This window comes from Bradyrhizobium shewense, from assembly GCF_900094605.1.
In the GTDB taxonomy this organism is placed as follows: Bacteria; Pseudomonadota; Alphaproteobacteria; order Rhizobiales; family Xanthobacteraceae; genus Bradyrhizobium; species Bradyrhizobium shewense.
In genome coordinates this window covers 453,506-477,038 of sequence record NZ_FMAI01000003.1, presented here as the reverse complement: position 1 = coordinate 477,038, position 23,533 = coordinate 453,506, and the positions used below count along the sequence as shown (strand labels likewise).

Sequence of the window (23,533 nt, the reverse complement as noted above, 5' to 3'; positions counted from 1 at the left end):
GCTCCGAATGCGGAGCCTTGCTCCGCTGTCATCACCCGCGAAGGCGGGTGATCCAGTATCCCAGAGACGCCAGTGATCAGACATCGACGCCGCGGCGTACTGGATGCCCCGCCCCCCGTGCGCAATTGCGCACTCGGCGGGGCATGACACTGCCGGTTTGTCGTAGACGGCCATTCGACAAGAACGCATTGCAAACAAAAGTGCGAAGCCGCGTACGCCGTTGAAGCACTCGATCCCGGAGTTCCCTACGAAAGTAGGTGGGCACCATATGTCCGGGCCCACGGGCCCGGCCAGGGACAGTTCCCTAAAGGATCGATAAGGCCCCGGGGATATATGGCTCCTGACGCGCGTCGCAGCCTCGCCCGCGCAATGTAACAACGATACTTACGAATCGCCAGCCCGATGCTGGTTCGCATTGGCGGCCCTCGCGGTGCCACCCCCCTAGAGGGGGAGGGTGGCTTACATTGAGCGAAGCGAAATGTGAGCCGGGGTGGGGTGACGGTCTCTCCACGCCGAACACTGCCCGAGTGGAGAGATCACCCACCCCGCTCGCGCTGCGCGCGATCGACCCACGGGCGAGCTTCGCTCGTCCCGGACCCCTCCAGGGGAGGGTGGCCCCTACCCGATCGCGATGCCGTTGCCCACCGTCCGGTTCAGGACCTGGGTCGACTTCTCGATGCGTTCGGCTGCCGCGTTCAGGGCATTCACCACCGCGGTCTGCGTCATCCGGGCGCGCTCGACGGCGGCGTTGCGGAAGTCCCTGAGCTCGGTCAGCTCCTGCTCCATGGTGCGGACACGGTTGCCGGCATCGACCAGCTCGTCGCAGACGGTCAGCGCCGCCATCACGGTGAGGCGCGCATCGCCGATCTCGCCGAATTTTCCGCGCAGCGACTGGATCCGCGTCTCCAGGCTTTCCGCGAGCTTGAGCAGCCGCACCTCCTGGCCCTCCTCGCAGGCCATGCGGTATTGCCGGCCATTGATGGTGACGTTGATGTGGCTCATCCGTCCTCTCCGGTATCGAGCACCGAGCGTATCGTGACGATCGCGGAATCCAGCCGGTCGGTAATCTCGCGATTGGTGCGCTCGAGCTTGCGCGCCTTCACCAGCGCGCCGTCGAGCTCGTCGGCGAGCCGCGAGCGATCCGCGCCCAGTGCCTGGATTCGTGCCGCAAGCTCGTTCTCGTCGCGATCGGCGTCGCGCCGACGCTCAACCGCGCTTTCGAGCGCGTCGAGCGCCGACATCAGCCTGCGGGTCGCGATCTCGATCTCGACCGCGGAGGACTCCGTCATGGCGGCACTGTTGGACACGCGATCGTTCATGTAGTCAGCGGCGGAACCTGTGGCCTTTGCCCAGTGGCCTTTTCCTGGGGCGTGCCGTCCGGCAAAAGACTCGGTTCGGCAAGCGGTTAGAAGCAGAAATTTACGTGGCAAGCTAGCCAAGCGCAACGCCGCCGCGAAACTATGCACTGCTAGATCAGGAGTGGATCGTCCCGACCCGTGGGTTCCTGCCTGCGCGATCACCTCGAAACGGAGCTCCACTTTCGAAGCTGCCGCAGGCAACTTTTACGGCCGAATCGGCGTTTGATTGCCTTGGACTCCCGGAACCGAGGTGCTATCCCAGCCCCGACCTTCAGTGGCCGCCAGGCTCCTCCCGCGCGGGCGTACACCGCCTCCAAGCGCCTCATTTCAGACGGATTTCAGACATGACGCAGGTCGATCACACCCGTATGGCCAACGCGATCCGCGGCCTTTCGATGGACGCCGTCGAGAAGGCGAAATCGGGTCATCCCGGCCTGCCGATGGGTGCCGCCGACATCGCCACGGTGCTGTTCACGCAATTCCTGAAATTCGACGCCGCCGCGCCCGCCTGGCCCGACCGCGACCGCTTCGTGCTCTCGGCCGGCCACGGCTCGATGCTGCTCTATTCGCTGCTGTATTTGACCGGCAATTCCGAGATGACGCTGGACCAGATCAAGCAGTTCCGCCAGGTCGACTCGCTCACCCCTGGACATCCCGAGAATTTCCGCACCAACGGCATCGAGACCACGACGGGCCCGCTCGGCCAGGGCATCTCGACCGCGGTCGGCATGGCGCTCGCCGAGAAGATGCTCGCGGCCGAATTCGGCAAGAAGATCGTCGATCACCACACCTATGTGCTCGCCTCCGACGGCGACCTGATGGAAGGCGTGTCGCAGGAAGCGATCGCGATGGCCGGGCACTGGAAGCTCAACAAGATGATCGTGCTCTACGACGACAACGGCATCTCGATCGACGGCCCGACCTCGATCTCCGATTCCGTCGACCAGGTGAAGCGCTTCAAGTCGGCGGGCTGGGCCGCCGAGAGGATCGACGGCCACGATCAGGCGGCGATTGCCGACGCCATCACGCGCGCGAAGAAATCCGGCAAGCCGACGCTGATCGCCTGCCGCACCACCATCGGTTTCGGCGCGCCGCACAAGCAGGGCACCTCGAAGGTGCATGGCGAGGCGTTAGGGGCCGAGGAGCTCAAGGCCGCCAAGGAAAATCTCGGCATCTCGCTCGAGCCGTTCGCGGTCGCAGACGACGCGCTGAAGGCGTGGCGTGCAGCCGGCAGCCGCGGCGCTGCGGCGCGCCAGGAATGGGAGGGCCGGCTCGGTGAGCTCGGCAGCCGCAAGCGCGCCGAGTTCGAGCGCCGCCTGCGCCATGAGCGTCCGGCCTCGCTCGCAAAGGCCGTGCGCGCGTACAAGAAGGAATTGCTGGAAAAGCCGATGATCGCGGCCACCCGCAAATCCTCGGAAGCCGTGATCGAAGTCATCGCCGGCGCCATGCCGATGGAATTCCTCGCAGGCTCGGCAGACCTCACCGGCTCCAACAACAACAAGGCGAAATCGGCGACCGCGTTCTCGGCGAAGACGCCGAAGGGCCGCTTCATCCATTACGGCATCCGCGAGCACGGCATGGCCGCGGCGATGAACGGCATTTTCCTGCATGGCGGCTTCGCGCCGAACGGCGCGACCTTCCTGGTGTTCACCGACTATGCACGTCCCGCGATGCGCCTTGCCGCGCTGATGGGCTCCGGCGTCGTCTACGTGATGACGCACGATTCCATCGGCCTCGGCGAAGACGGCCCGACCCATCAGCCGGTCGAGCATCTCGCCGCGCTTCGCGCCATTCCGAACATGCGCGTGTTCCGCCCGTGCGATTCCATGGAGGTCGCCGAGTGCTGGGAGCTCGCGCTCAACCGCATCGACGGCCCGACCGTGCTGGCGCTGACGCGCCAGAACCTGCCGCAGCTGCGCACCACCGCACCGAACGACAATCCCTGCGCACAGGGCGCCTATGAGCTGGTCGCAGCCCAGGGCGAAGCCAAGGCGACGCTGTTCGCCTCCGGCTCCGAGGTCGAGATCGCGGTCGCCGCCCAGAAGCAGCTCGCGGAACGCGGCATCGCGTCGCGCGTTGTCTCCGTTCCCTCGCTCGAGCTGTTGTTAGCGCAACCAGAGGCCAAGCGCGCCGCGATCATCGGCAACGCACCGGTCAAGGTCGCGATCGAGGCCGCCGTGCGCTGGGGTTGGGATGCCGTGATCGGCCAGGATGGCGAATTTATCGGCATGCATTCGTTCGGCGAAAGCGGCCCTGCAAAGGAGCTTTACAAGCATTTCGGCATTACCGCCGAGGCTGCAGTTAACGCTGTGCTGAAGCGCGTTAGCTGAGAGTTGAGCTTGCCGCAAAAAAGGACTACGTAATCTCTCATATGATCAAGCACCGCCCGGCCGAACCGGGCGCCCGCCCCTAAAAAACCCTCGCAGGCGCGCATAGCGCGTTGTGCGGGATGACAACGGTCATTGAAGGAGACGAAACATGGCAGTCCGCGTCGGAATTAACGGTTTTGGCCGCATCGGCCGCAACATCCTGCGGGCTATCGCCGAGTCCGGCCGCAAGGACATCGAGGTCGTCGGCATCAATGACCTCGGGCCGGTCGAGACCAACGCCCATCTGCTCCGCTTCGACAGCGTCCATGGCCGTTTCCCCGGCACCGTGACCGTCGACGGCGATACGATCAATCTCGGTGGCGGCAAGATCAAGGTGACCGCCGAGCGCGATCCCTCGAAGCTGCCGTGGAAGGATCTCGGCGTCGACATCGCGATGGAATGCACCGGCATCTTCACCTCGAAGGACAAGGCGTCCGCGCATCTGACCGCCGGTGCCAAGCGCGTGCTGGTCTCCGCGCCGGCCGACGGCGCCGACGCCACCATCGTCTACGGCGTCAACCATGAGACGTTGACCAAGGAGCACCTGGTCATCTCCAACGGCTCCTGCACCACCAACTGCCTGGCGCCGGTTGCCAAGGTGCTGAACGATCTCGTCGGCATCGAGACCGGCTTCATGACCACCATCCACGCCTATACCGGCGACCAGCCGACGCTCGATACGATGCACAAGGATCTCTATCGCGGCCGCGCGGCTGCGATGTCGATGATCCCGACCTCGACCGGTGCTGCGAAGGCGATCGGCCTCGTGCTGCCGGAGCTCAAGGGCAAGCTCGACGGCGTCGCGATCCGCGTGCCGACCCCGAACGTCTCGGTCGTCGACCTCAAGATCATCGCCAAGCGCGCCACCGACGCCAAGGAAATCAACGCGGCAATGAAGCGCGCCAGCGAGCAGCAGCTCAAGGGCATCCTCGGCTACACCACCGCGCCGAACGTCTCGATCGACTTCAACCACGACCCGCACTCCTCGACCTTCCACGAGGACCAGACCAAGGTGCAGAACGGCACGCTGGTGCGCGTGATGTCCTGGTACGACAACGAGTGGGGCTTCTCGAACCGCATGGCGGACACCGCCGTCGCGATCGCGAAGGTGATCTAAGGATCTGGTGCGTTCTAGTGCACCGTCATTCCGGGATGGTCCGAAGGACCAGACCCGGAATCTCGAGATTCCGGGTTCGCGCTGCGCGCGCCCCGGAATGACCTCCTAGAGGCCCGGGACAAGAGAGTGTCCGATGACCAACAAATTCCGCACCCTCGACGACGTCGATGTGAAGGGCAAGCGCGTGCTGCTGCGCGTCGATCTCAACGTGCCCATGGACAATGGCCGCGTCAGCGACACGACCCGGCTCGAGCGCGTCGCGCCGACCATCACCGAAATCTCGGACAAGGGCGGCAAGGTCATCCTGCTCGCGCATTTCGGCCGGCCGAAGGGGCGCGACGCCAAGGACTCGCTCAAGCCTGTCGCTGAAGCGCTGTCGAAGGTGGTGAAGAAGCCCGTCGCTTTCGCCGACGACTGCATCGGGGAGCCCGCGGCCAAGGCCGTAGCCAGCCTGAACGACGGCGACATCCTGTGTCTGGAAAATACCCGCTTCCACAAGGAAGAGGAAAAGAACGATCCGGCCTTCGTCGCGGAGCTGGCAAAGCTCGGCGACATCTGGGTCAATGACGCGTTCTCGGCGGCGCACCGCGCCCACGCCACGACCGAAGGCCTCGGCCACAAGCTGCCGGCCTATGCCGGCCGCACCATGCAGGCCGAGCTCGTCGCGCTGGAGAAGGCGCTGGGCTCGCCGACCAAGCCTGTTATCGCCATCATCGGCGGCGCAAAAGTTTCGACCAAGATCGACCTGCTCGAAAACCTCGTCAGCAAGGTCGACGCGCTCGTGATCGGCGGCGGCATGGCCAACACCTTCCTGCACGCTCAGGGCGTCGGCGTCGGCAAGTCGCTGGCCGAGAAGGATCTCGCGCCAACCGCGCTGCGCATCATGGAGAAGGCGGAAGCCGCCAACTGCGCCATCATCCTCCCTGTCGACGCCACCGTTGCCTATCATTTCGCCGCCAACGCGCCGTCGCATGCCTACGGGCTCGATGCGATTCCGGCCGACGGCATGATCCTCGATGTCGGCCCGCAATCGATCGCCCGCGTCCACGCCGCGATCGACGATGCGGCGACCTTGGTCTGGAACGGACCGCTCGGCGCGTTCGAGATGCAGCCGTTCGACCGCGGCACGGTCGCGGCCGCCCGGCACGCCGCCGAGCGCACCAAGGCCAAGAAGCTGATCTCGATCGCAGGCGGCGGCGACACCGTCGCGGCGCTCAACCAGGCCCATGTGGCCGGTGACTTCACCTATGTCTCGACCGCCGGTGGCGCGTTCCTCGAATGGATGGAAGGCAAGCCCCTGCCCGGCGTCGAGGTTTTGCGCGTCAAGTAAGCCAGATCGGCGAGTAATCAGCGGCCCCGCAAGGCCCCAACGGGAGAAAAAGACAGATGGCTCGGATCACGTTACGTCAATTGCTCGACCACGCGGCAGAGAACGATTACGGCGTACCGGCCTTCAACATCAACAATATGGAGCAGGCGCTGGCGATCATGGACGCGGCCAACCAGGTCGATGCGCCGGTCATCATCCAGGCCTCCCGCGGTGCGCGCTCCTACGCCAACGACGTCATGCTCAAGCACATGATGGACGCGGTCACCGAGATCTATCCGCACATTCCGGTCTGCGTGCATCTCGACCACGGCAACGAGCCGGCGACCTGCATGACCGCGATCCAGGCCGGCTTCACCTCGGTGATGATGGACGGCTCGCTCAAGGCCGACGGCAAGACCCCCGGCGACTGGGGCTACAATGTCGGCGTCACCAAGACCGTGACCGACATGGCCCATCTCGGCGGCATCTCGGTGGAGGGCGAGCTCGGCGTGCTCGGCTCGCTCGAAACCGGCATGGGCGACAAGGAAGACGGCCACGGCGCCGAGGGCAAGCTCAGCCACGACCAGCTCCTGACCAATCCGGACGAGGCCGTGAAGTTCGTCCAGGAGACCAGGGTCGACGCGCTCGCGATTGCGATGGGGACCTCGCACGGCGCCTACAAGTTCACCCGCAAGCCGGACGGCGACATTCTCGCCATGAACGTGATCGAGGAGATCCACCGCAAGCTGCCGAACACGCATCTGGTGATGCACGGCTCCTCCTCGGTGCCGCAGGACCTGCAGGAGATCATCAACGCCAATGGCGGCAAGATGAAGCCGACCTGGGGCGTGCCGGTGTCCGAGATCCAGCGCGGCATCAAGAACGGCGTGCGCAAGATCAACATCGACACCGACAACCGCATGGCCATGACCGGCCAGATTCGGAAAGTGCTCAAGGACAATCCGGAAGAGTTCGATCCGCGCAAATATCTGAAGCCGGCGATGGAAGCCATGACCAAGCTGTGCAAGCAGCGGCTCCAGGAGTTCAACACCGCCGGCCAGGCCTCCAAGATCAAGAAGGTCCTGACCACCGCCGAGATGGCCAAGCGCTACGCCAAGGGCGAGCTGGACCCCCGCGTCGCGTAGCGATCGCGCGGCGGCGTAAGCCGCTCAAGCCCATTCCCGGGTCATTTCCGGGACACGCCAACGGGTCCGCGCGAATGCGTGGCCCGATGGCAGGCTCCGCGTAGGCCCGGAATCCATAACCACAGCCTTGGGTTATGGATTCCGGGCCTGCGCCTTTCGGCGCATCCCGGAATGACAGAAATCCCCTTTACCCTGCGACGAACGTTAACTCGGCAATTGCCCGAGAACGGTCTATTTTCACGGGCAAGGGCAGAATCGTTTTGGGAGGACCTCTCGATGAATCTGACTGAGCTCAACAGAATCGCGACCGCCATGGTCGTATCAGGCAAGGGTATCCTCGCCGCCGACGAATCCTCCGGCACCATCAAGAAGCGTTTTGACGCGATCGGCGTGGACTCGACCGAAGGCAACCGCCGCGACTATCGCGAGATGCTGTTCCGCTCCACGGAGGCCATGAGCCAGTATATTTCCGGCGTGATCCTCTATGACGAGACGATCTGGCAGGATGCCAAGGACGGCACACCGCTGGTGAAGCTGATCGAACAAAGCGGCGCCATTCCCGGCATCAAGGTCGACGAGGGCACGCAGGCCCTGCCGATGTGCCCCGGCGAGCTCGTGACGGTCGGGCTCGACAGGCTCGCGGAGCGGTTGAAGAAGTACTACGAGCGCGGCGCACGCTTCGCAAAATGGCGCGCGGTGATCGACATCGGCAGCGGCATCCCCTCGATGACCGCGATCAGCGTCAACGCCCATGCGCTGGCCCGCTATGCCGCGCTGTGCCAGGCCGCACAGATCGTGCCGATCGTCGAGCCCGAGGTGCTGATGGACGGTGATCACGACATCGACCGCTGCTATGAGGTGACGACCCGCGTGCTCAACGAGACGTTCCAGGAATTGCGTGTGCAGCGCGTCGCGCTCGAAGGCATGGTGCTCAAGCCCAACATGGCCATATCAGGCAAGAAATGCGCAAAGCAGGCCCCCATCGAGGAGGTCGCCGAGAAGACGATACGGCTGCTCAGGGCTTGCGTGCCCGCGGCCGTGCCGGGCATCGCCTTCCTCTCCGGCGGCCAGTCGGATGAAGAGGCGACCGCGCATCTCAACGCCATGCACAAGCTCGGTCCGCTGCCCTGGGGCCTGACCTTCTCCTACGGCCGCGCCCTGCAAGCCGCGCCGCAGAAAGCCTGGTCCGGCAAGGCCGAGAACGTCGCGGCCGGACAGCGCGCCTTCAGCCATCGCGCGCGAATGAACGGCCTCGCCTCAAAGGGCGAATGGCAAAGTAGCCTGGAAAAGAAGGCAGCCTAGATCTTGTCGAACAAACCGCCTCCGCCGCGCCCGGCGCCGCGCCTCTATCTCGCGACGCCCGTCGTCGATGATCCCGCTGCGCTCGTCGCCGAGCTGCCGGGTCTGCTCGCCGCCGCCGACGTCGCGGCCGTGCTGCTGCGGCTGAAGGAGACCGACCAGCGCACCATGATCTCGCGCATCAAGGCGCTCGCGCCGCCGGTGCAGAAAGCGGGCGCCGCGCTGCTCGTCGAGGACCATGCCGAGCTGGTCGCGCGCGGCGGCGCGGACGGCGCCCACCTCCCCGGCATCGCTGCGCTGAAAGAGGCGCTGCCATCGCTCAAGCCCGATCGCATCGCCGGGGTTGGCGGGCTGACGACGCGGCACCATTCCATGGATGCGGGCGAGATGGGAGCGGATTACGTGCTGTTCGGCGAGCCCGATGCGAAAGGCCAGCGTCCCCAGGCGCAGGCGATCGCGGAGCGGCTGGACTGGTGGGCCGAGCTGTTCGAGCCGCCCTGCGTCGGCTTTGCCATGTCGCTGCAGGAAGCCCACGACTTCGCTGCCAGCGGCGCCGATTTCGTGCTGGTCGGCGAGTTCGTCTGGGCCGATCCGCGCGGGCCCAAGGCCGCGCTGATCGAGGTCGACGCTGCGATCAAGAAGGCCCATGCGATGGCGCTTGCGGGCCAGGATCCTGCGGGTCAGGAGCACGGCTAGCGCCCGACATGAAGGTTCCCTGCATCACCATGCTGGCCACATTGCTGCTCACAGTGCCCGCGGCCGCGCAGCTCCAGATCACCCCGCCGGCTGCAACGCCGAGCGCGGCCCCCGAAAAGCAAAAGTCCAAGCCGCACACGATCACCAAGAAGAAGGAGGCCGCGCCGGCGCCGAAGCCGTCAGCCTCGCCCAAGCCGACCTCCTCGCCCAAGCCGGCGACCGTGATCCCCGCGCCTTCCACCGACAATTCCAACGTCGATCTGGTGTTCGGCGCGTATCAGCGCGGTCAATACAAGACCGCATTCGACCTCGCCACCGCCCGCGCGCAAGCGGGCGATCCCAAGGCGATGACCATGCTCGGCGAGCTCTATTCCAATGCCATGGGCATGCGGCGCGACTACGCCAAGGCAGCCGAATGGTACAAGCGCGCGGCCGATGCCGGCGACCGCGAGGCGATGTTCGCACTCTCCATGCTGCGCATTTCGGGCCGCGGCGGCCCGATCGACAAGAGCGAGGCGGTCAAGCTGATGGCGTCCGCCGCCAAGCTCGGCGAGCCCAGGGCGGCCTATAACCTCGCGCTGCTCTATCTCGACGGCCAGACCCTGCCGCAGGACGTGAAGCGCTCGGCCGAGCTGCTACGCCAGGCCGCCGATGCAGGCCTGCCCGAGGCGCAATACGCGCTGGCGACCTTCTACAAGGAAGGCACCGGCGTGCCGAAGGACCAGGAACGGTCGGTGCGGCTGCTCCAGGCCGCCTCGCTCGCCGACAATGTCGACGCCGAGGTCGAATATGCCATCGCCATGTTCAACGGCACCGGCACCCCGAAGAACCAGCCGGCTGCCGTCGCCCTGCTCCGCAAGGCATCCCGCCAGGGCAGCGCGATCGCGCAGAACCGGCTGGCGTGGGTGCTGATCAACGGCGTGGGCACGTCCGTGGACAAGGTCGAGGGCTTCAAATGGCACCTGGTGGCCAAAACCGCCGGCAAGGGCGACCCGGAGCTCGACAAGCAATTGTCCGACCTGCCGGCCGAGGACCGGGCCAAGGCGGAGGCTGCCGCCAAAAAATGGCTCGGGACCAAATGACTTGACCTGAGGGCCCTTGCAGGGCACCCAATCCCCAAACAGGCGCGATTTCCCGCCATTTCCCCCGACAAGACCAGAGCTCATGCTGTATTCCGCCACTATCAACGTCATGGTCAAAGCTGCGCGCCGCGCTGGCCGCAGCCTCAAGCGCGATCTCGGCGAGATCGAGCATCTCCAGGTCTCGCTGAAGGGGCCGGCCAATTTCGTCTCGCTCGCCGACAAGCGCGCCGAGGAGATCCTCTACCAGGACCTCGCCAAGGCGCGGCCCGGCTACGGCTTCATCGGCGAGGAGGGCGGCACGCGCGAGGGCTCCGACAAGAGCCACACCTGGATCGTCGACCCGCTCGACGGCACCACCAACTTCCTGCACGGCATCCCGCAATTCGCGATCTCGATCGGCCTCGTGCGCGAGGGCACGATCATTGCGGGCGTGATCTACAACCCCGCCAATGACGAGCTCTACATCGCCGAGCGCGGCAAAGGCGCCTTCCTCAACGACCAGCGCCTGCGCGTCGCCGGCCGTCGCCAGCTCAACGAATGCGTGGTGGCCTGCGGCCTGCCCCATATCGGCCGCGGCGACCACGAGGAATTCCGCCGCGAGATGACCGCGATCCAGGACCGCGTCGCAGGCCTCCGCCGCTTCGGCGCCGCCTCGCTCGACCTCGCCTTCGTCGCCGCCGGCCGCCTCGACGGCTATTGGGAGCGCAATCTGCAATCCTGGGACATCGCCGCCGGTATGCTGATGGTGCGCGAAGCCGGCGGCACCGTGAGCGACATCGCGACGCCGGGCGATGCGCTGGTCACCGGGCACGTGGTGTGCGGGAATGAGTACGTGCACGGGGAATTGGTGAAGATTTTGCGGAAGCCGGCGTAGCAGTAGACGCGCGAGCCAATCACTCCGCTGTCATCATCCGCGAAGGCGGATGATCCAGTATCCAGAGACGCTAGTGGGATACGGAGAAGCCGCAGCGTACTGGATGCCCCGCCCCCGTGCGCAATTGCGCACCAGGCAGGGCATGACAGTTTGCCTTATGACTTGACCGGCGCCGGCGGTCCGTACGCCTCACCTTGCTTCGCCGCCTTCGGCTCCCGATCCCCCGCCAGCACGCGCTGCACCGAGACGAAGAACACCGGCACCATCAAGAGCGCCAGGATCACCACCGCGATCATGCCGCCCATCACGATGCTGCCGAGCGCCTGCTGGCTGGCGCCGCCGGCGCCGTGGGCGATGGCCATCGGCAGCACGCCGCAGATGAAGGCGAGGCCCGTCATCAGGATCGGGCGGAAGCGCAGGCGGCAGGCCTCGATGGTGGCTTCGACGAGCGGCTTGCCTTCTTTCCGCAGATCCTTGGCGAATTCGATGATCAGGATCGCGTCCTTTGCCGCAAGGCCGATGATGGTGATTAGGCCGACGGTGAAATAGACGTCGTTGGGCAGGCCACGCAGCATGGCCGCGATCACCGCGCCGACGATGCCGAGCGGCACCGTGAGCAGCACCGCGAGCGGAATGGTCCAGCTCTCGTAGAGCGCGGCGAGGCACAGGAACACCACGAACACCGACAGACCGAGCAGGAACGGCGCCTGCGAGCCCGACAGCTTCTCCTGGAGCGACTGCCCGGTCCATTCGTAACCGAAGCCGCGCGGCAGCCTGCCGGCAAGGCGCTCCATCTCGGCGATCGCATCACCCGAGGTGAAGCCGGGCTTGGCCTCGCCGGAGATGCGCACCGCCGGATAATAGTTGAAGCCTGCGATCTGGGTCGGGCCTCGCGCCCATTCCACCGTGGCAAAGGACGAGAACGGCACCAGCTGACCGCGGCTGTTCTTGACGTTGTAGTTGAGGATGTCCTCGGTCCGCATGCGGTCGCGGGCGTCGGCCTGCACCACGACGCGCTGCATGCGGCCGCGGTTCGGGAAGTCGTTGATGTAGTTCGAACCGAGATTGGTCGAGATCGTGTTGTTGATGTCCTCGAAGGTGACGCCGAAGGCACCGGCCTTCTCGCGGTCGATCATGAGATTGACCACCCCGGCCTCGGGCAGGCCTTCGATATAGACCTTCTGGAGCACGGAACTGGCGTTGGCTTCCGCGATCAACTGATCGGCGGCGCGCATCAAGGCCGGATAGCCTTTCTGTCCGCGGTCCTGGAGGCGGAACGAAAAGCCCGAGGAGTTGCCGAGATTATCGATCGGCGGCGGCTGCAGCGCGGAGATTTTGGCATCGCGGATCGACGCCCCTAGATCGCGGTTGATGTCGTTGACGATCGCCGCGGCCGAGTCCTTCGGTCCACGCTCCGACCAGTCCTTCAGCGTGATGAAGGCCTGCGCGGTGTTCATGCCCTGGCCGGAGAAGCTGAAGCCGGTGAGGAAGGTGACATCTTTCACGCCCGGCCGTTCGGCGAGATATTTCTCGACCTTCTCGATCACGGCCTCGGTGCGGGGATAGGACGAATCCGACGGCGTCTGCACGTCGGTGGTGACGAAGCCCTGGTCGTCGATCGGCAGGAAGCCGCCCGGCAGGCTGACGAAGGCCCAGGACAGGCCGACGAGCAGCGCGACATAGACCAGCATCAGGCGGCCGGTCCGCTTCAGCGAGAGGCCGACGGTGCGGGAATAGCCTTCCTTGCCGCCTTCGAGAACGCGGTTGAACCAGCCGAACACGCCCCGCTTCGCATGACCGTGGCCGGCCGCGACGGGCTTGAGCAAGGTCGCGCACAGCGCCGGCGTCAGCGACAGCGCTAGGAACGCGGAGAAGCCGATCGCAGCGACCATGGTCACGGAGAACTGGCGGTAGATGATGCCGACCGAGCCCGGGAAGAACGCCATGGGCACGAACACCGCCATCAGCACCAGCGTGATGCCGATGATGGCGCCCGATATCTGCGACATCGCCTTGCGTGTCGCCTCCTTCGGCGGCAGCCCCTCCTCGCTCATGATGCGCTCGACGTTCTCGACCACGACGATGGCGTCGTCGACGAGGATGCCGACCGCGAGCACCATGCCGAACATCGAGAGCATGTTGATGGAATAGCCGGCGAGCAGCAGCGTGGTGCAGGCGCCCAGAAGCGCCACCGGCACCACGATGGTCGGGATGATGGTGTAGCGAATGTTCTGCAGGAACAGGAACATCACCACGAACACCAGCACCACGGCTTCGACCAGCGTCATCAGCACCTTCTTGATCGAGGCCTCGACCACCGGCGTGATGTTGTAGGGAATCTCGTAGGAGATGTTGGCCGGGAAGAACCGCGACAGCTCCTTCATCTTCTCTTCGACCGCGCTCGCCGTGGCCAGCGCATTGCCGGTCGGCGACATCAGCACCGAGAGACCGGCGGTCGGCTTGCCGTTCAGGCGCGTGTTGAACTGGTAGCTGAGGCCGCCGACCTCGATGCGCGCAACGTCGCGCAGGCGCACGGTCGAGCCGTCGGCATTGGCGCGCAGGATGATGGCGCCGAATTCATCCGGGGAAGAGAGCTGGCCCTTGACCAGCACCAGCGAGGAGGTGCGCTGGCTCGAGGTCGACGGCTCGGCGCCGATGCTGCCCGAAGCGACCTGCGCGTTCTGCGCGGCAATGGCCTTGTTGACGTCGTCGGCGGTGAGCCCGTAGCCGACGAGCTTGGCCGGATCGACCCAGACGCGAAGCGAGCGCTCGGTCGAATAGAGCGTGGCGCGGCCGACGCCGGGGATGCGGCGGACTTCGCCGAGCACGTTGCGGATCATGAAGTCGCCGAGCCCGACCTCGTCGAGGCTGCCGTCGGTCGAATTCAGCGTGATGATCTGGAGCACCGCGCTCGAGGCTTCCTCGATCAGGATACCCTGCTGAATCACCGCGCGCGGCAGGCGCGCCTCGACCCGCTTGATGCGGTTCTGCACCTCGACCGAGGCCGCGCTGGTATCGGTGCCGGGCACGAAATTGGCGATGATCTCGACCTGGCCGAGCGAGTCGCTGGTCGATTCGAAATTGAGGATGCCGGAGGCGCCGTTGAGCTCCTCCTCGATCAGGCGCGTGACGCTGTTGTAGAGGTTTTCGGGCGAGGCGCCGGGATAGCTGGTCGAGATCGAGATCGAGGGCGGCGCGATGATCGGATATTGCGCGATCGGCAGCAGCGGCACGGCAATCGCGCCGATCAAGCAGATGAACAGCGCGACCACCCAGGCAAAGATTGGCCTGTCGATGAAGAAACTCGCCATGGCGCGTTACCGCGTGAGCTTCTGGGCGTGCCGGTTGTCCGCGGTCGCGTCCGCCTCCGACCAGGATTGCGGCTTGACCTTGTCGCCGGCGGCGAACTTCTGGAAGCCCTCGACCACGACCTTGTCTCCGGCCTTCAGGCCTTCGGTGACGAACCAGATTCCGTCCTGCACCGACCCCGTGCGCACCGGCTGCACCGCGATGTGGTTGTCGTCCTTGACGACGAACACTTCGCTGCCGCCGCCGCCATTGCGCTGGATCGCCTGCTGCGGCACCGCGATCGCGTCGCTATCGAGGCCCTGGTCGATGCGGACGCGGACATACATGCCCGGCAGCAGCTCGCGCTTGGGATTGGGGAACTCGCCGCGCAACGTCACCTGCCCGGTGTGGGCATCGACCTTGGCGTCGGAGAACAGCAGCTTGCCGTCGAGCGAATAGAGCGTGTTGTCGTCGAGCACCAGATGCACCTTGGCGGCATCGGAGGCGATGCGCTCGAGGTCGCCGGTCTCGAAGGCGCGGCGGAGCTGGTTGAGCTCGTTCACCGACTGGGTGAAGTCGGCATAGATCGGATCGAGCTGCTGGATGGTGGCGAGATTGGTCTCGTTCTGCACGGCGAGCGCACCCTCGCTGACGAGAGCCGCACCGACCACGCCGTCGATCGGCGCGCGCACGGTGGCATAGTCGAGATTGAGCTTTGCCCGCGCGAGCTCCGCCTTGCGGCCCTCGACCTCGGCATGGGCCTGGCGCTCGGCGGCCACGGCCTTCTCGTTCTCGGCCTCGGGCGCGGCGCGCTGGCTGGTCAGCGTGGCGATACGGTGCGCCTGCTGCTTGGCCTGCATCAACGCGGCCTCCGCCTTGGCGAGCGCGGCCTCGTTGGCCAACACCTCGACCTCGAACGGACGCGGATCGATACGATAGAGCGCATCTCCCGCCTTGACCTCGCTGCCCTGGCGGAACAGGCGCTCGACCACGATGCCGGACACGCGCGGCCGCACGTCGGAGACACGCGTCGGCGCGATGCGGCCCGGCAGTTCCCGGACCACAGCGCGCGGCTGCGGCTTGACGATGACGATGCTGACGTCCGGATAGGCCGGCGGGGCAGCGGAAATGGCGGAGCTGGATTCGTCGCAAGCACCAAGCAGCGGCGCAAGGGCCGCGAGCATCATAGCAACGCATGCCGATCGCGCGCGAAGTCCTGACATGAAGTTAAGTGCCCCGATATTGTTGAAACTGATCACGCTCCGCGCGCGGCCCGTTCTGGGCGATTCCGTGCGGCTGATGCCGTCAAAATAGAATGCACCTGCTGCGATGCAACGCGTGCTGCAGGCGGCTCATTGTCACACAATGTATCCTGTTGAACTTATGTAACTTTTATGGACTCACCTGATTGTGAGTCAGGTTCCATCGCGGCGTGCTGCGGCGGAACATCGCAATTACCCCGCAGCTTTCATCCGGTAGTGGCTGACGCCCCATTCGGTTCCATCGGCATAACCGAACAGGCCCGACGTCGCGAGCAAGTACCAGCGCCAGCGCCGCATCCACAGGCAGGTCTGTTCGCCATAGACCTGGCGCAGGGGCGCCTCGATCGCATCCCGGTGCCCGTCGAAATTGGCGAGCCAGTCGTTGGCGGTGCGCTGATAATGCGCGCCGCTCCAGCACCATTCCTTCTCGACCGTGAAGATGTCGTGGAATTGCCTGACGAGGTGATGGCTCGGCATCAGCCCGCCCGTGAAGACGTGCTGCGCGATCCAGTCCTCGCGATCGAGCCGGTCGAACAGCTGCGAGCCGGAGCGATGGGTGACGATCTGCATGAAGAAGCGCCCATCCGGCGCGAGCCAAGACCGCAGCCGCGACATCAGCTTGCGCCAGTTCATCATCTGCTCGAACATTTCGACCGAGACGATGCGGTCGAACTCGCCGTCGGGCGCAAACACGTTCATGTCCGCAGTGACCACGCGCAGGTTCAGCAAGCCGCGCCGCCGCGCCTCCTCCTCGACATAAGCGCGCTGCGCCTGCGAGGTCGACACCGCCGTCACCTTGGCGTGCGGAAACTGCCGCGCCATCCACAGCGACAGCGAGCCCCAGCCGCAACCGAGCTCAAGGATGGTCTGGCCGTCGGCGAGGCCGGCATGCTCGACCGTCTGGCGCAACGCCTCCTCCTCCGCCTCCTGCAAGGTGGTCGCATCGGTCCTGTAGAAGCAGCAGGAATATTTGCGGCTGGGGCCGAGCACACCGGCGAAGAACGCCGCGGGCACTTCCTCACGCCCGGCCTCCGCGTTTTCGGCGATCGGCCGCAGCATCATCCGCCCGGCGAAAGCGGCATCGGCGGCCGCATCATGCGCGGCGAGGCGGGTTGCGCTGCGGGAGCACAGGCGCTGGATCGCGGCGCGAATCAAGACGTCCGGCAGCGGCACGCGTTCGGCAGTCCCGATGATCGCGGAAACGACGCTCATGCGCCCCCCGGAATGGCGAATCTCTGCAGATACCTGCTTATCAAAGCCCCGCTTGCGGTCCGGGTTCCCCGAGCTGTCCCCGAAATCGGCGCATCCGGCGCTTTTTTTGAGCCGGCGCTGTGCCATAGTGCGCGCCGCACGCAAGCTTTTGGAATGGATGATACCGGCCATGCCGTCAGGCACCTCGCCCCGCTCCCCCATGGATATCGAGTACACAAAGCTATCCTCACCCAGCGTTTTTCTGGTGCGGATGCTGGTCTTCCTGGTGCTGTGCGCGCTGGTCAGCGTGGTGCTCTACAAGCAGATCATCCAGGCCTTCTTCGCCAATCCCGGCCTCAATGCCCTGATCGGCGGCGTGCTGTTCATCGGCATCATCCTGGCCTTTCGCCAGGTCATCCGGCTCTACCCTGAGGTGTCCTGGGTCAACAATTTCCGCATCGCCGATCCTGGCCTGGCGCCGGCCCGGCACCCGAAACTGCTGGCGCCGATGGCGGCGATCCTCGGCGGCGAGCGCTCCGGGCGGATGTCGATCACCCAGACCACCATGCGGCATTTGCTCGATTCGATCGCGACCCGCCTGGATGAAGCCCGCGACATCTCGCGCTACATGACCGGCCTCCTGGTCTTCCTCGGCCTGCTCGGCACCTTCTGGGGCCTGATCGAGACGGTCGGCTCGGTCGGCAAGGTGATCGACGGGCTCAAGGTCGGCGGCGATTCCGGCGCGCTGTTCGACACGCTGAAGGAGGGCCTCGCAGCCCCGCTGGGCGGCATGGGCATCTCGTTCTCCAGCTCGCTGTTCGGCCTCGCCGGCTCGCTGATCCTCGGCTTCCTCGATTTGCAATCGAGCCAGGCCCAGAACCGCTTTTACACCGACCTCGAAGACTGGCTCGCCACCACCGTGCGCGAATATGGCAGCGGCGAGGTCGCGGTCGCTTCCGGCGGCGGCGGGGTCGCCAGCGGCGAGCTCCAGGCCGCGGTCGAACGCTTACGCTCAGTGCTCGAGGAAGGCAGCGCCAGCCGCGGCACCACGGCGGCGATGGCGAGCCTTGCCGAAGCCATCCAGGCCCTGGTCTCGCACATGCGCACCGAGCAGCAGATGATCCGCGAATGGGCCGACGGCCAGGGCGAGCAGAACCGCGAGATCCGGCGCCTGCTGGAGCGCATCGCCCGCCAGCCGGAAAAGAGCTGAGACGATCTCGTGCCCCGGACGCGATGCAGCATGAAATGATGCGTCGCTGGGCCGGGGCCCAGCGTCAGGGACAATATGGTCCCGGCTCTGCGAAGCAGCGTTACACGCTGCATCGCGTCCGGGACGAAGGTGGAGACGGACAACATGGCTCTAGCGCGCGGCCGCCGCAGCGAAGGCGCCTTCAACTACTGGCCCGGCTTCGTCGACGCGCTGTCGACGCTGGTGCTGTCGATCGTGTTCCTGCTGTCGGTGTTCCTGGTGGTGCAGTTCTTCCTGTCGCAGGAGGTCACCGGCAAGGACAAGGCGCTGGAGCAGCTCAACGCCAAGATCGCCCAGCTCAACGAGCTCTTGTCGCTGGAGAAGCTCGGCAAGCTCACGCTCGACGACCAGGTCTCGCAATTGAAGGCCGGCCTCGCCTCGGCCGAGACCGAGCGCGACCGCATCAAGGGCCTCTACGATGGCCTCGCTGCCGCCGGCAGCGACGCGCAAGGCAAGACCTCCGAGCTCGGCAAGGCGCTGGATTCGGAGAAGGCGGTCTCGGCGCGGGCGCTGGCCCAGATCGAGGTGCTGAACCAGCAGATCAGCGCGCTCCGGCGGCAATTGGCGGCGCTGGAAGAGGCGCTCGACGCCAGCGAGAAGCGCGACAAGGAATCGCAAAATCGAATTGCCGATCTCGGCTCCCGCCTCAACGTGGCGCTGGCGCAGCGCGTGCAGGAATTGTCGCGCTACCGCTCGGAATTCTTCGGCCGCCTGCGCGCCATCCTCGGCAACCGCCCGGACATCCGCATCGTCGGCGACCGCTTCGTGTTCCAGTCCGAAGTGTTCTTCGACACTGGCCAGGCGGTGCTTCTGCCCGAGGGCCGCGCCGAGCTCGACACCTTGGCAGCCGCGCTGATCGAGCTCGACAAGAAGATCCCGAGCGACATCCCCTGGGTGCTGCGCGTCGATGGCCACACCGATGTGCGTCCGGTCAACGGTCCGAACTTCAAGTCGAACTGGGACCTGTCCGCGGCCCGCTCGATCTCGGTGGTGCAATATCTGGTCTCGCTCGGGGTGCCCGCCCAGCGCCTCGTCGCGGCCGGCTTCGGCGAATTCCAGCCGCTCGATCCCGGCAACACGGAAGAGGCCTACAAGCGCAATCGCCGCATCGAGCTGAAGCTGACGGAGCGGTAGTGAGCGCGATACATCTCCGCCCCTACGCGGCCTCCGACGAAGCCGCCGCAATCGACCTCTGGCATCGCACCTGGCAGCAGGCCTATCCGCAGATCGACTTCGCGGCACGGCTGGAATGGTGGCGCGAGCGTTGGCTGAGGGATCTGGTACCGAAGGCGTCCATTGTCGTCGCCGAGCAGAATGGTGCCCTCACCGGCTTCGTCACCATCGACGGCGACGGCTATCTCGACCAGCTCGTGGTCGACCCTGATCACTGGGGCTCGGACGCCGCCCGGCTGCTGGTCGACGAAGCGAAACGCCTGTCGCCATCAGGCATCACGCTGCTCGTCAACAAGGACAATTCTCGCGCCATCCGCTTCTACGAGCGCAACGGCTTTGCGCATGCCGGCGACGACGTGAACCCGACCTCGGGCCGGCCGGTGCTGAAGATGGCCTGGCGGGCGTAATTCTGGCGGGCGTGAGGCCTGTCACGCAGGGATCCTGCGAGGTCGGTTATTCGTTGTGTCAGCGATGACAAGCGAATGGAGGCGATCGATGCGGCTGCGCGATCTTGCCAAGGGTTCCTCGGTGTTTCTGGGCGTCATCGTCGCCGGATATCTATCGACGACCTATGTCGACCAGCGTTTTGCTGCGCCCGAGGTCTCCAAATCGACAGAGACGGCATCAGCCTCAGCCTGCGTCGGAGAGGACGGCAGCTGGAAGAACTGGCCGTGGCCAAACGTGCCTGCGCTATCGCCGAAGTGCCGGTAGCTGACCGAGTGGCGCGAAGCACCTGCCCCAAGCTCCGCTGTCATCACCCGCGAAAGCGGGTGATGACAGTACTCCGAGACAGTGAGGTTAGAACCGAGGAGCCGCGGCGTACTGGATTCCCCGCGTGCGCGGGGAATGACACCGTGATTGTAGTGACGATCGCAGAACCCACGCCGATCGCAGCGCCTCACGCCCCCTCGAACTGCAACCTCGCCAGCCGCGCATAGAGCCCGTTCGCGGCCACCAGCTCGGCATGCGTGCCCTGCTCGACGATCTTGCCCTGGTCCATCACCAGAATGCGGTCGCAGGACAGCACGGTGGCGAGGCGATGCGCGATCACCAGCGTGGTGCGGTGGCGCATCAGCTCTTCCAGCGCGGTCTGCACCAGCGTCTCGCTCTCGGCGTCGAGCGCGGAGGTGGCTTCGTCGAGCAGCAGCAGCGGCGCATCGCGCAGGATCGCGCGTGCGATCGCGATGCGCTGGCGCTGGCCGCCGGACAGCGTCACACCGCGCTCACCGAGCGGGGTGTCGAAACCTTCGGGCAGGCGGCGGATGAATTCGGCGGCATGCGCGAGCTCGGCGGCGCGTTCGACCTCGGCATCGGTCGCATCGGGTCGGCCGAAGCGGATGTTCTCGCGGGCGCTCGCGGCGAACACGTTCGATTCCTGCGGCACCAGTGCGATGCGCGCGCGGAAATCACGCGGATCTGCCGATTTGACCGGCACACCGTCGAGCGAGATCGCGCCGCTGCGCGGGTCGTAGAAGCGCAGCAGCAGATGGAAGATTGTGCTCTTGCCGGCGCCGGACGGACCGACGATCGCGACCTTCTCGCCGGGCCGCACCGTGAATGACACCGCATCGAGCACATTGACGTCGCGCCGCACCGGATAGGCGAAGCTGACCCGGTCGAAGCCGACTTCGCCGCGTGCCGGCACCGGCAGCGCGCGGGGAGACGCGGGCGCCTTGATGTCGGGCTGCACATGCAGGATCTCGAACAGCCGCTCGGCCGCGCCTGATGCCGCCGAGACCTCGCCCCAGACCTCGCTGAGCTGGCCGAGGCCGGCTGCGGCGAACACCGCATAAAGCACGAACTGACCGAGCCGGCCCGGCGAAATCGCGCCGGTGAGGACGTCATGCGAGCCGATCCAGAGGATCGCGACCACGCTTGCGAACACGATGAAGATGATGATGGCGGTGAGCACGGCGCGCGCCTGGGTCGAGGTGCGCGCGGCCTCATAGGCCTGCTCGACCTCGCCGCCGAAACGCTTCTCGGCGAATGGCTCGCTGGTATAGGCCTGCACGGTGCGGATCGCGCCGACCAGCTCGCCGGCATAGGCGGAGGCCTCGGCAAGCGTGTCCTGCGCATTGCGCGACAGACGCCGCACCCAGCGCCCGAAGGCAACCAGCGGCAGCACGATCAGAGGGATGGCCAGCAGCACGAAGCCCGACAGCTTCGGGCTGGTGATCACCATCATCGCCGCGGCGCCCAGAAACATCATCAGATTGCGCAGCGCGATTGACACGGAGGCGCCGACGGCCGATTTGAGCTGGGTGGTGTCGGCGGTGAGCCGCGAGATCAGCTCGCCGCTGCGTGCGGAATCGAAGAAGGCGGGCGACAGCGACAGCAGATGGGCGAACACGTCGCGCCTGAGATCGGCGACGATGCGCTCGCCGATCGTCATCACGAGGTAGTAGCGTGCGGCGCTGGCGAGCGCGAGCACGCCGACCACCGCGAGCATCACCGAGAAGTAGCTGTTGATCAGCTCGATGCCCTCGGGCGTCAGGCCGAAATCGATCATCCGGCGCACCGCGACCGGCACCAGCAGCGTGGTCAGGGCCGCGACCGTGAGTGCGACGAAGGCCAGCGCCGCCCGGCCGCGATAACGGTTCACATAGGGCGCCAGCGCAAGCAGCGGCCGCAGCTTGGCGCGACCCTTGGCCGGCTCTTCGATCAGCTCGGCCTCGATCGAGGGCGTGTCCGCGGCGTTCATTCCGGGCTGATCGGCATACTGGTCATCAAGCCGTTCCACTGCGCTCATGAGATCCAACCCATTGCATTCGTTTGCTCCCAATAGGCCGGGGCAAGGGTAGTGGCAAATCCGGGAAGTCCCTTAGGGGGCAAACCCGGTTCACCGGCCGGGATGGCTTGTTTTAGCGGGTTTCGTGAGGTATAGAGCCGCCCAAATCCGTCATTCGATAGCCACCCAAGAAGGCGCCGGGGCGCCGAGGAATTGCCATGAAAGCCGAAATTCACCCGAACTATCATACAATTAAGGTCGTGATGACCGACGGAACCGAGTACCTGACCCGCTCGACCTGGGGCAAGGAAGGCGACACGCTGAACCTCGACATCGATCCGAAGTCGCACCCGGCCTGGACCGGCGGCAATGCCCAGCTGATGGATCGCGGCGGCCGCGTCTCGCGCTTCCAGAAGAAGTTTTCGGGCTTTCTCAAAAAGGATTGATCCGGCCCGCAAAGGCTGGAGACGAAAAACGCCCCCGGAGAGCCGGGGGCGTTTTTGTTTGTGGGGGTGCGTTCTCGACCAAGACCGAGAATTCGTAGGGTGGGCAAAGCGAAGCGTGCCCACCAAACCCTTGTTGTAGTCCCAATTGAGAGATGGTGGGCACGGCGCTGCGCGCCTTTGCCCACCCTACGGCACCTGTGAACCTTACCGCTCGAACGCCGCCTTCAGCGCGTTGAGGTGCGGCACCAGCGGATTGCCGATCGCGATGTGTTCGGCCGGCGGGGTGTGGATGGTGGTGTCGAGGCGGCGCACACGGGTCTGCAGGCTCATCGAGCGATGGATCAGGTCCTGGAGCTGCGAGGGCAGCTTCTCGATGGTGTCGGAGGGGCCGGGATCGGCGGCGCTGAGCTTGACCTTGGTCTTCTCGCGATTGGCCTGGCTCAGCGTCATCTCGCCTTCCTTCACCGCGCGGTGCAGCAGCAGCCACGAGGCGAGCTGCATCAGGCGGGTGGTGAGACGCATGCTCTCGGTTGCGTAGGTGAGGCTGACGGCACGGTCGAGCGCCTTGGCCTCGGTGCGGCCGGCGCCGTCGAGATAGGCGGCGGTCTCTTCGACGAGGTCCATGCCCTCACGGAACAGGACGCCGAACGCCGCAGAATTGGTGAACCGCTCGCTGAGTTGAACGAGAGCGCCGTCGGCCTGCAAACGTTCCATGGTTAACGCCTCTTACGCAACTGTTTGACTGCCCGGCTTTGGCGCCGGCTTATGATGAACAAATCATTGCGCGGGCGGGACGCGGAGTCCAGTGACAAGCGCGGATATGGTTTCCGCGGGTCATTCCTCGGAATGCAACTGGGCGGAGACTCTTGTTTTGACGCATATTCTTGACGCGAAGCGGTAGCCACGCCGCTCGAAACCCCGTGCGCAAAAAAAGAGCCGCCGGAGAC

At 65.6% G+C, this 23,533-nt stretch carries 20 protein-coding genes and 1 other RNA gene; 13 read left to right on the top strand and 8 right to left on the bottom strand.

Annotated features, from left to right (window positions below):
* Nucleotides 1-201: 201 nt before the first annotated feature.
* The 3 genes from ssrS to GA0061098_RS09145 form a co-directional block, all read right to left on the bottom strand.
* Nucleotides 202-362: non-coding RNA, 6S RNA (gene ssrS, locus GA0061098_RS09155), on the bottom strand.
* Nucleotides 363-618: 256 nt separating this feature from the next.
* Nucleotides 619-1,002, bottom strand: coding sequence for a cell division protein ZapA (locus GA0061098_RS09150; RefSeq protein ID WP_018318702.1), 384 nt, complete (start codon nt 1,000-1,002; stop codon nt 619-621).
* On the bottom strand, nt 999-1,319 hold the full coding sequence (locus GA0061098_RS09145) for a DUF4164 domain-containing protein (protein ID WP_201760155.1): 321 nt from the start codon (nt 1,317-1,319) through the stop codon (nt 999-1,001). Before GA0061098_RS09145 ends, GA0061098_RS09150 begins: the two co-directional genes overlap by 4 nt.
* Nucleotides 1,320-1,702: 383 nt before the next feature.
* Here GA0061098_RS09145 and tkt point away from each other — a divergent pair, with 383 nt between their 5' ends.
* The 8 genes from tkt (at nt 1,703) to GA0061098_RS09105 (ending at nt 11,249) form a co-directional block, all read left to right on the top strand.
* Entirely contained in the window at nt 1,703-3,688 is a 1,986-nt protein-coding gene (gene tkt / locus GA0061098_RS09140) for a transketolase (protein WP_091955998.1), read from the top strand.
* A 148-nt stretch (nt 3,689-3,836) separates the two neighbouring features.
* Nucleotides 3,837-4,844 (top strand): type I glyceraldehyde-3-phosphate dehydrogenase, encoded by a 1,008-nt coding sequence (gap, locus tag GA0061098_RS09135; RefSeq protein ID WP_091955997.1) that lies wholly within the window; start codon nt 3,837-3,839, stop codon nt 4,842-4,844.
* Nucleotides 4,845-4,977: 133 nt separating this feature from the next.
* The gene (locus GA0061098_RS09130) at nt 4,978-6,174 is read left to right on the top strand and encodes a phosphoglycerate kinase (protein WP_091955996.1); all 1,197 of its coding nucleotides are present in this window, start codon (nt 4,978-4,980) and stop codon (nt 6,172-6,174) included.
* A gap of 56 nt (nt 6,175-6,230) precedes the next feature.
* Entirely contained in the window at nt 6,231-7,298 is a 1,068-nt protein-coding gene (gene fba / locus GA0061098_RS09125; RefSeq protein WP_091955995.1) for a class II fructose-bisphosphate aldolase, read from the top strand.
* A 276-nt stretch (nt 7,299-7,574) separates the two neighbouring features.
* The gene (locus tag GA0061098_RS09120) at nt 7,575-8,600 is read left to right on the top strand and encodes a class I fructose-bisphosphate aldolase (protein WP_091955994.1); all 1,026 of its coding nucleotides are present in this window, start codon (nt 7,575-7,577) and stop codon (nt 8,598-8,600) included.
* Between the two features lie 3 nt (nt 8,601-8,603).
* A complete protein-coding gene (locus GA0061098_RS09115) occupies nt 8,604-9,293 on the top strand; it encodes a thiamine phosphate synthase (RefSeq protein ID WP_091955993.1) in 690 nt (229 codons plus the stop codon).
* Between the two features lie 8 nt (nt 9,294-9,301).
* Nucleotides 9,302-10,375 carry a tetratricopeptide repeat protein gene (locus GA0061098_RS09110; protein ID WP_091955992.1) on the top strand — a complete coding sequence of 358 codons (1,074 nt, stop codon included), beginning with the start codon at nt 9,302-9,304 and terminating at the stop codon, nt 10,373-10,375.
* A gap of 82 nt (nt 10,376-10,457) precedes the next feature.
* Nucleotides 10,458-11,249: an inositol monophosphatase family protein gene (locus tag GA0061098_RS09105; RefSeq protein WP_038971383.1), complete on the top strand. Its 792-nt coding sequence runs from the start codon at nt 10,458-10,460 to the stop codon at nt 11,247-11,249.
* A 155-nt stretch (nt 11,250-11,404) separates the two neighbouring features.
* Here GA0061098_RS09105 and GA0061098_RS09100 read toward each other — a convergent pair whose 3' ends face one another.
* The 3 genes from GA0061098_RS09100 to GA0061098_RS09090 all read right to left on the bottom strand — a co-directional run bounded on the left by GA0061098_RS09100 (nt 11,405) and on the right by GA0061098_RS09090 (nt 17,011).
* Nucleotides 11,405-14,560, bottom strand: coding sequence for a multidrug efflux RND transporter permease subunit (locus tag GA0061098_RS09100; RefSeq protein ID WP_091955991.1), 3,156 nt, complete (start codon nt 14,558-14,560; stop codon nt 11,405-11,407).
* 6 nt (nt 14,561-14,566) lie between these two features.
* The gene (locus GA0061098_RS09095; RefSeq protein WP_091955990.1) at nt 14,567-15,760 is read right to left on the bottom strand and encodes an efflux RND transporter periplasmic adaptor subunit; all 1,194 of its coding nucleotides are present in this window, start codon (nt 15,758-15,760) and stop codon (nt 14,567-14,569) included.
* 231 nt (nt 15,761-15,991) lie between these two features.
* Nucleotides 15,992-17,011 carry an SAM-dependent methyltransferase gene (locus GA0061098_RS09090; protein ID WP_165637247.1) on the bottom strand — a complete coding sequence of 340 codons (1,020 nt, stop codon included), beginning with the start codon at nt 17,009-17,011 and terminating at the stop codon, nt 15,992-15,994.
* A gap of 169 nt (nt 17,012-17,180) precedes the next feature.
* Between GA0061098_RS09090 and GA0061098_RS09085 the strand changes: the two genes are divergently transcribed.
* The 4 genes from GA0061098_RS09085 (at nt 17,181) to GA0061098_RS09070 (ending at nt 20,123) form a co-directional block, all read left to right on the top strand.
* Nucleotides 17,181-18,200, top strand: coding sequence for a flagellar motor protein MotA (locus tag GA0061098_RS09085; protein ID WP_165637246.1), 1,020 nt, complete (start codon nt 17,181-17,183; stop codon nt 18,198-18,200).
* Nucleotides 18,201-18,344: 144 nt separating this feature from the next.
* On the top strand, nt 18,345-19,373 hold the full coding sequence (locus GA0061098_RS09080) for a peptidoglycan -binding protein (RefSeq protein WP_091956046.1): 1,029 nt from the start codon (nt 18,345-18,347) through the stop codon (nt 19,371-19,373).
* The gene (locus GA0061098_RS09075; RefSeq protein ID WP_091955987.1) at nt 19,373-19,819 is read left to right on the top strand and encodes a GNAT family N-acetyltransferase; all 447 of its coding nucleotides are present in this window, start codon (nt 19,373-19,375) and stop codon (nt 19,817-19,819) included. The genes GA0061098_RS09080 and GA0061098_RS09075 overlap by 1 nt, the downstream gene beginning before the upstream one ends.
* Nucleotides 19,820-19,907: 88 nt before the next feature.
* Nucleotides 19,908-20,123: a hypothetical protein gene (locus GA0061098_RS09070; protein ID WP_091955986.1), complete on the top strand. Its 216-nt coding sequence runs from the start codon at nt 19,908-19,910 to the stop codon at nt 20,121-20,123.
* A gap of 187 nt (nt 20,124-20,310) precedes the next feature.
* Here GA0061098_RS09070 and GA0061098_RS09065 read toward each other — a convergent pair whose 3' ends face one another.
* Nucleotides 20,311-22,161 (bottom strand): ABC transporter ATP-binding protein/permease, encoded by a 1,851-nt coding sequence (locus GA0061098_RS09065; RefSeq protein WP_091955985.1) that lies wholly within the window; start codon nt 22,159-22,161, stop codon nt 20,311-20,313.
* Between the two features lie 197 nt (nt 22,162-22,358).
* On the opposite strand from GA0061098_RS09065, the gene rpmE reads away from it, so the two are divergent.
* Nucleotides 22,359-22,586, top strand: a complete 228-nt coding sequence (rpmE, locus tag GA0061098_RS09060) for a 50S ribosomal protein L31 (RefSeq protein ID WP_007599895.1) — start codon at nt 22,359-22,361, stop codon at nt 22,584-22,586.
* Between the two features lie 204 nt (nt 22,587-22,790).
* On the opposite strand, the gene rcdA is transcribed toward rpmE, so the two are convergent.
* Nucleotides 22,791-23,300, bottom strand: a complete 510-nt coding sequence (gene rcdA / locus GA0061098_RS09055) for a protease adaptor protein RcdA (RefSeq protein ID WP_091955984.1) — start codon at nt 23,298-23,300, stop codon at nt 22,791-22,793.
* Nucleotides 23,301-23,533: the final 233 nt, after the last annotated feature.

Bases quoted from the DNA above. Each gene is read 5' to 3' on its own strand.
- GA0061098_RS09150 (WP_018318702.1), bottom strand. From the start codon at position 1,002: ATGAGCCACATCAACGTCACCATCAATGGCCGGCAATACCGCATGGCC.
- GA0061098_RS09145 (WP_201760155.1), bottom strand. From the start codon at position 1,319: ATGAACGATCGCGTGTCCAACAGTGCCGCCATGACGGAGTCCTCCGCG.
- tkt (WP_091955998.1), top strand. From the start codon at position 1,703: ATGACGCAGGTCGATCACACCCGTATGGCCAACGCGATCCGCGGCCTT.
- gap (WP_091955997.1), top strand. From the start codon at position 3,837: ATGGCAGTCCGCGTCGGAATTAACGGTTTTGGCCGCATCGGCCGCAAC.
- GA0061098_RS09130 (WP_091955996.1), top strand. From the start codon at position 4,978: ATGACCAACAAATTCCGCACCCTCGACGACGTCGATGTGAAGGGCAAG.
- fba (WP_091955995.1), top strand. From the start codon at position 6,231: ATGGCTCGGATCACGTTACGTCAATTGCTCGACCACGCGGCAGAGAAC.
- GA0061098_RS09120 (WP_091955994.1), top strand. From the start codon at position 7,575: ATGAATCTGACTGAGCTCAACAGAATCGCGACCGCCATGGTCGTATCA.
- GA0061098_RS09110 (WP_091955992.1), top strand. From the start codon at position 9,302: ATGAAGGTTCCCTGCATCACCATGCTGGCCACATTGCTGCTCACAGTG.
- GA0061098_RS09105 (WP_038971383.1), top strand. From the start codon at position 10,458: ATGCTGTATTCCGCCACTATCAACGTCATGGTCAAAGCTGCGCGCCGC.
- GA0061098_RS09100 (WP_091955991.1), bottom strand. From the start codon at position 14,560: ATGGCGAGTTTCTTCATCGACAGGCCAATCTTTGCCTGGGTGGTCGCG.
- GA0061098_RS09095 (WP_091955990.1), bottom strand. From the start codon at position 15,760: ATGTCAGGACTTCGCGCGCGATCGGCATGCGTTGCTATGATGCTCGCG.
- GA0061098_RS09090 (WP_165637247.1), bottom strand. From the start codon at position 17,011: ATGAGCGTCGTTTCCGCGATCATCGGGACTGCCGAACGCGTGCCGCTG.
- GA0061098_RS09085 (WP_165637246.1), top strand. From the start codon at position 17,181: ATGCCGTCAGGCACCTCGCCCCGCTCCCCCATGGATATCGAGTACACA.
- GA0061098_RS09080 (WP_091956046.1), top strand. From the start codon at position 18,345: ATGGCTCTAGCGCGCGGCCGCCGCAGCGAAGGCGCCTTCAACTACTGG.
- GA0061098_RS09070 (WP_091955986.1), top strand. From the start codon at position 19,908: ATGCGGCTGCGCGATCTTGCCAAGGGTTCCTCGGTGTTTCTGGGCGTC.
- GA0061098_RS09065 (WP_091955985.1), bottom strand. From the start codon at position 22,161: ATGAGCGCAGTGGAACGGCTTGATGACCAGTATGCCGATCAGCCCGGA.
- rpmE (WP_007599895.1), top strand. From the start codon at position 22,359: ATGAAAGCCGAAATTCACCCGAACTATCATACAATTAAGGTCGTGATG.
- rcdA (WP_091955984.1), bottom strand. From the start codon at position 23,300: ATGGAACGTTTGCAGGCCGACGGCGCTCTCGTTCAACTCAGCGAGCGG.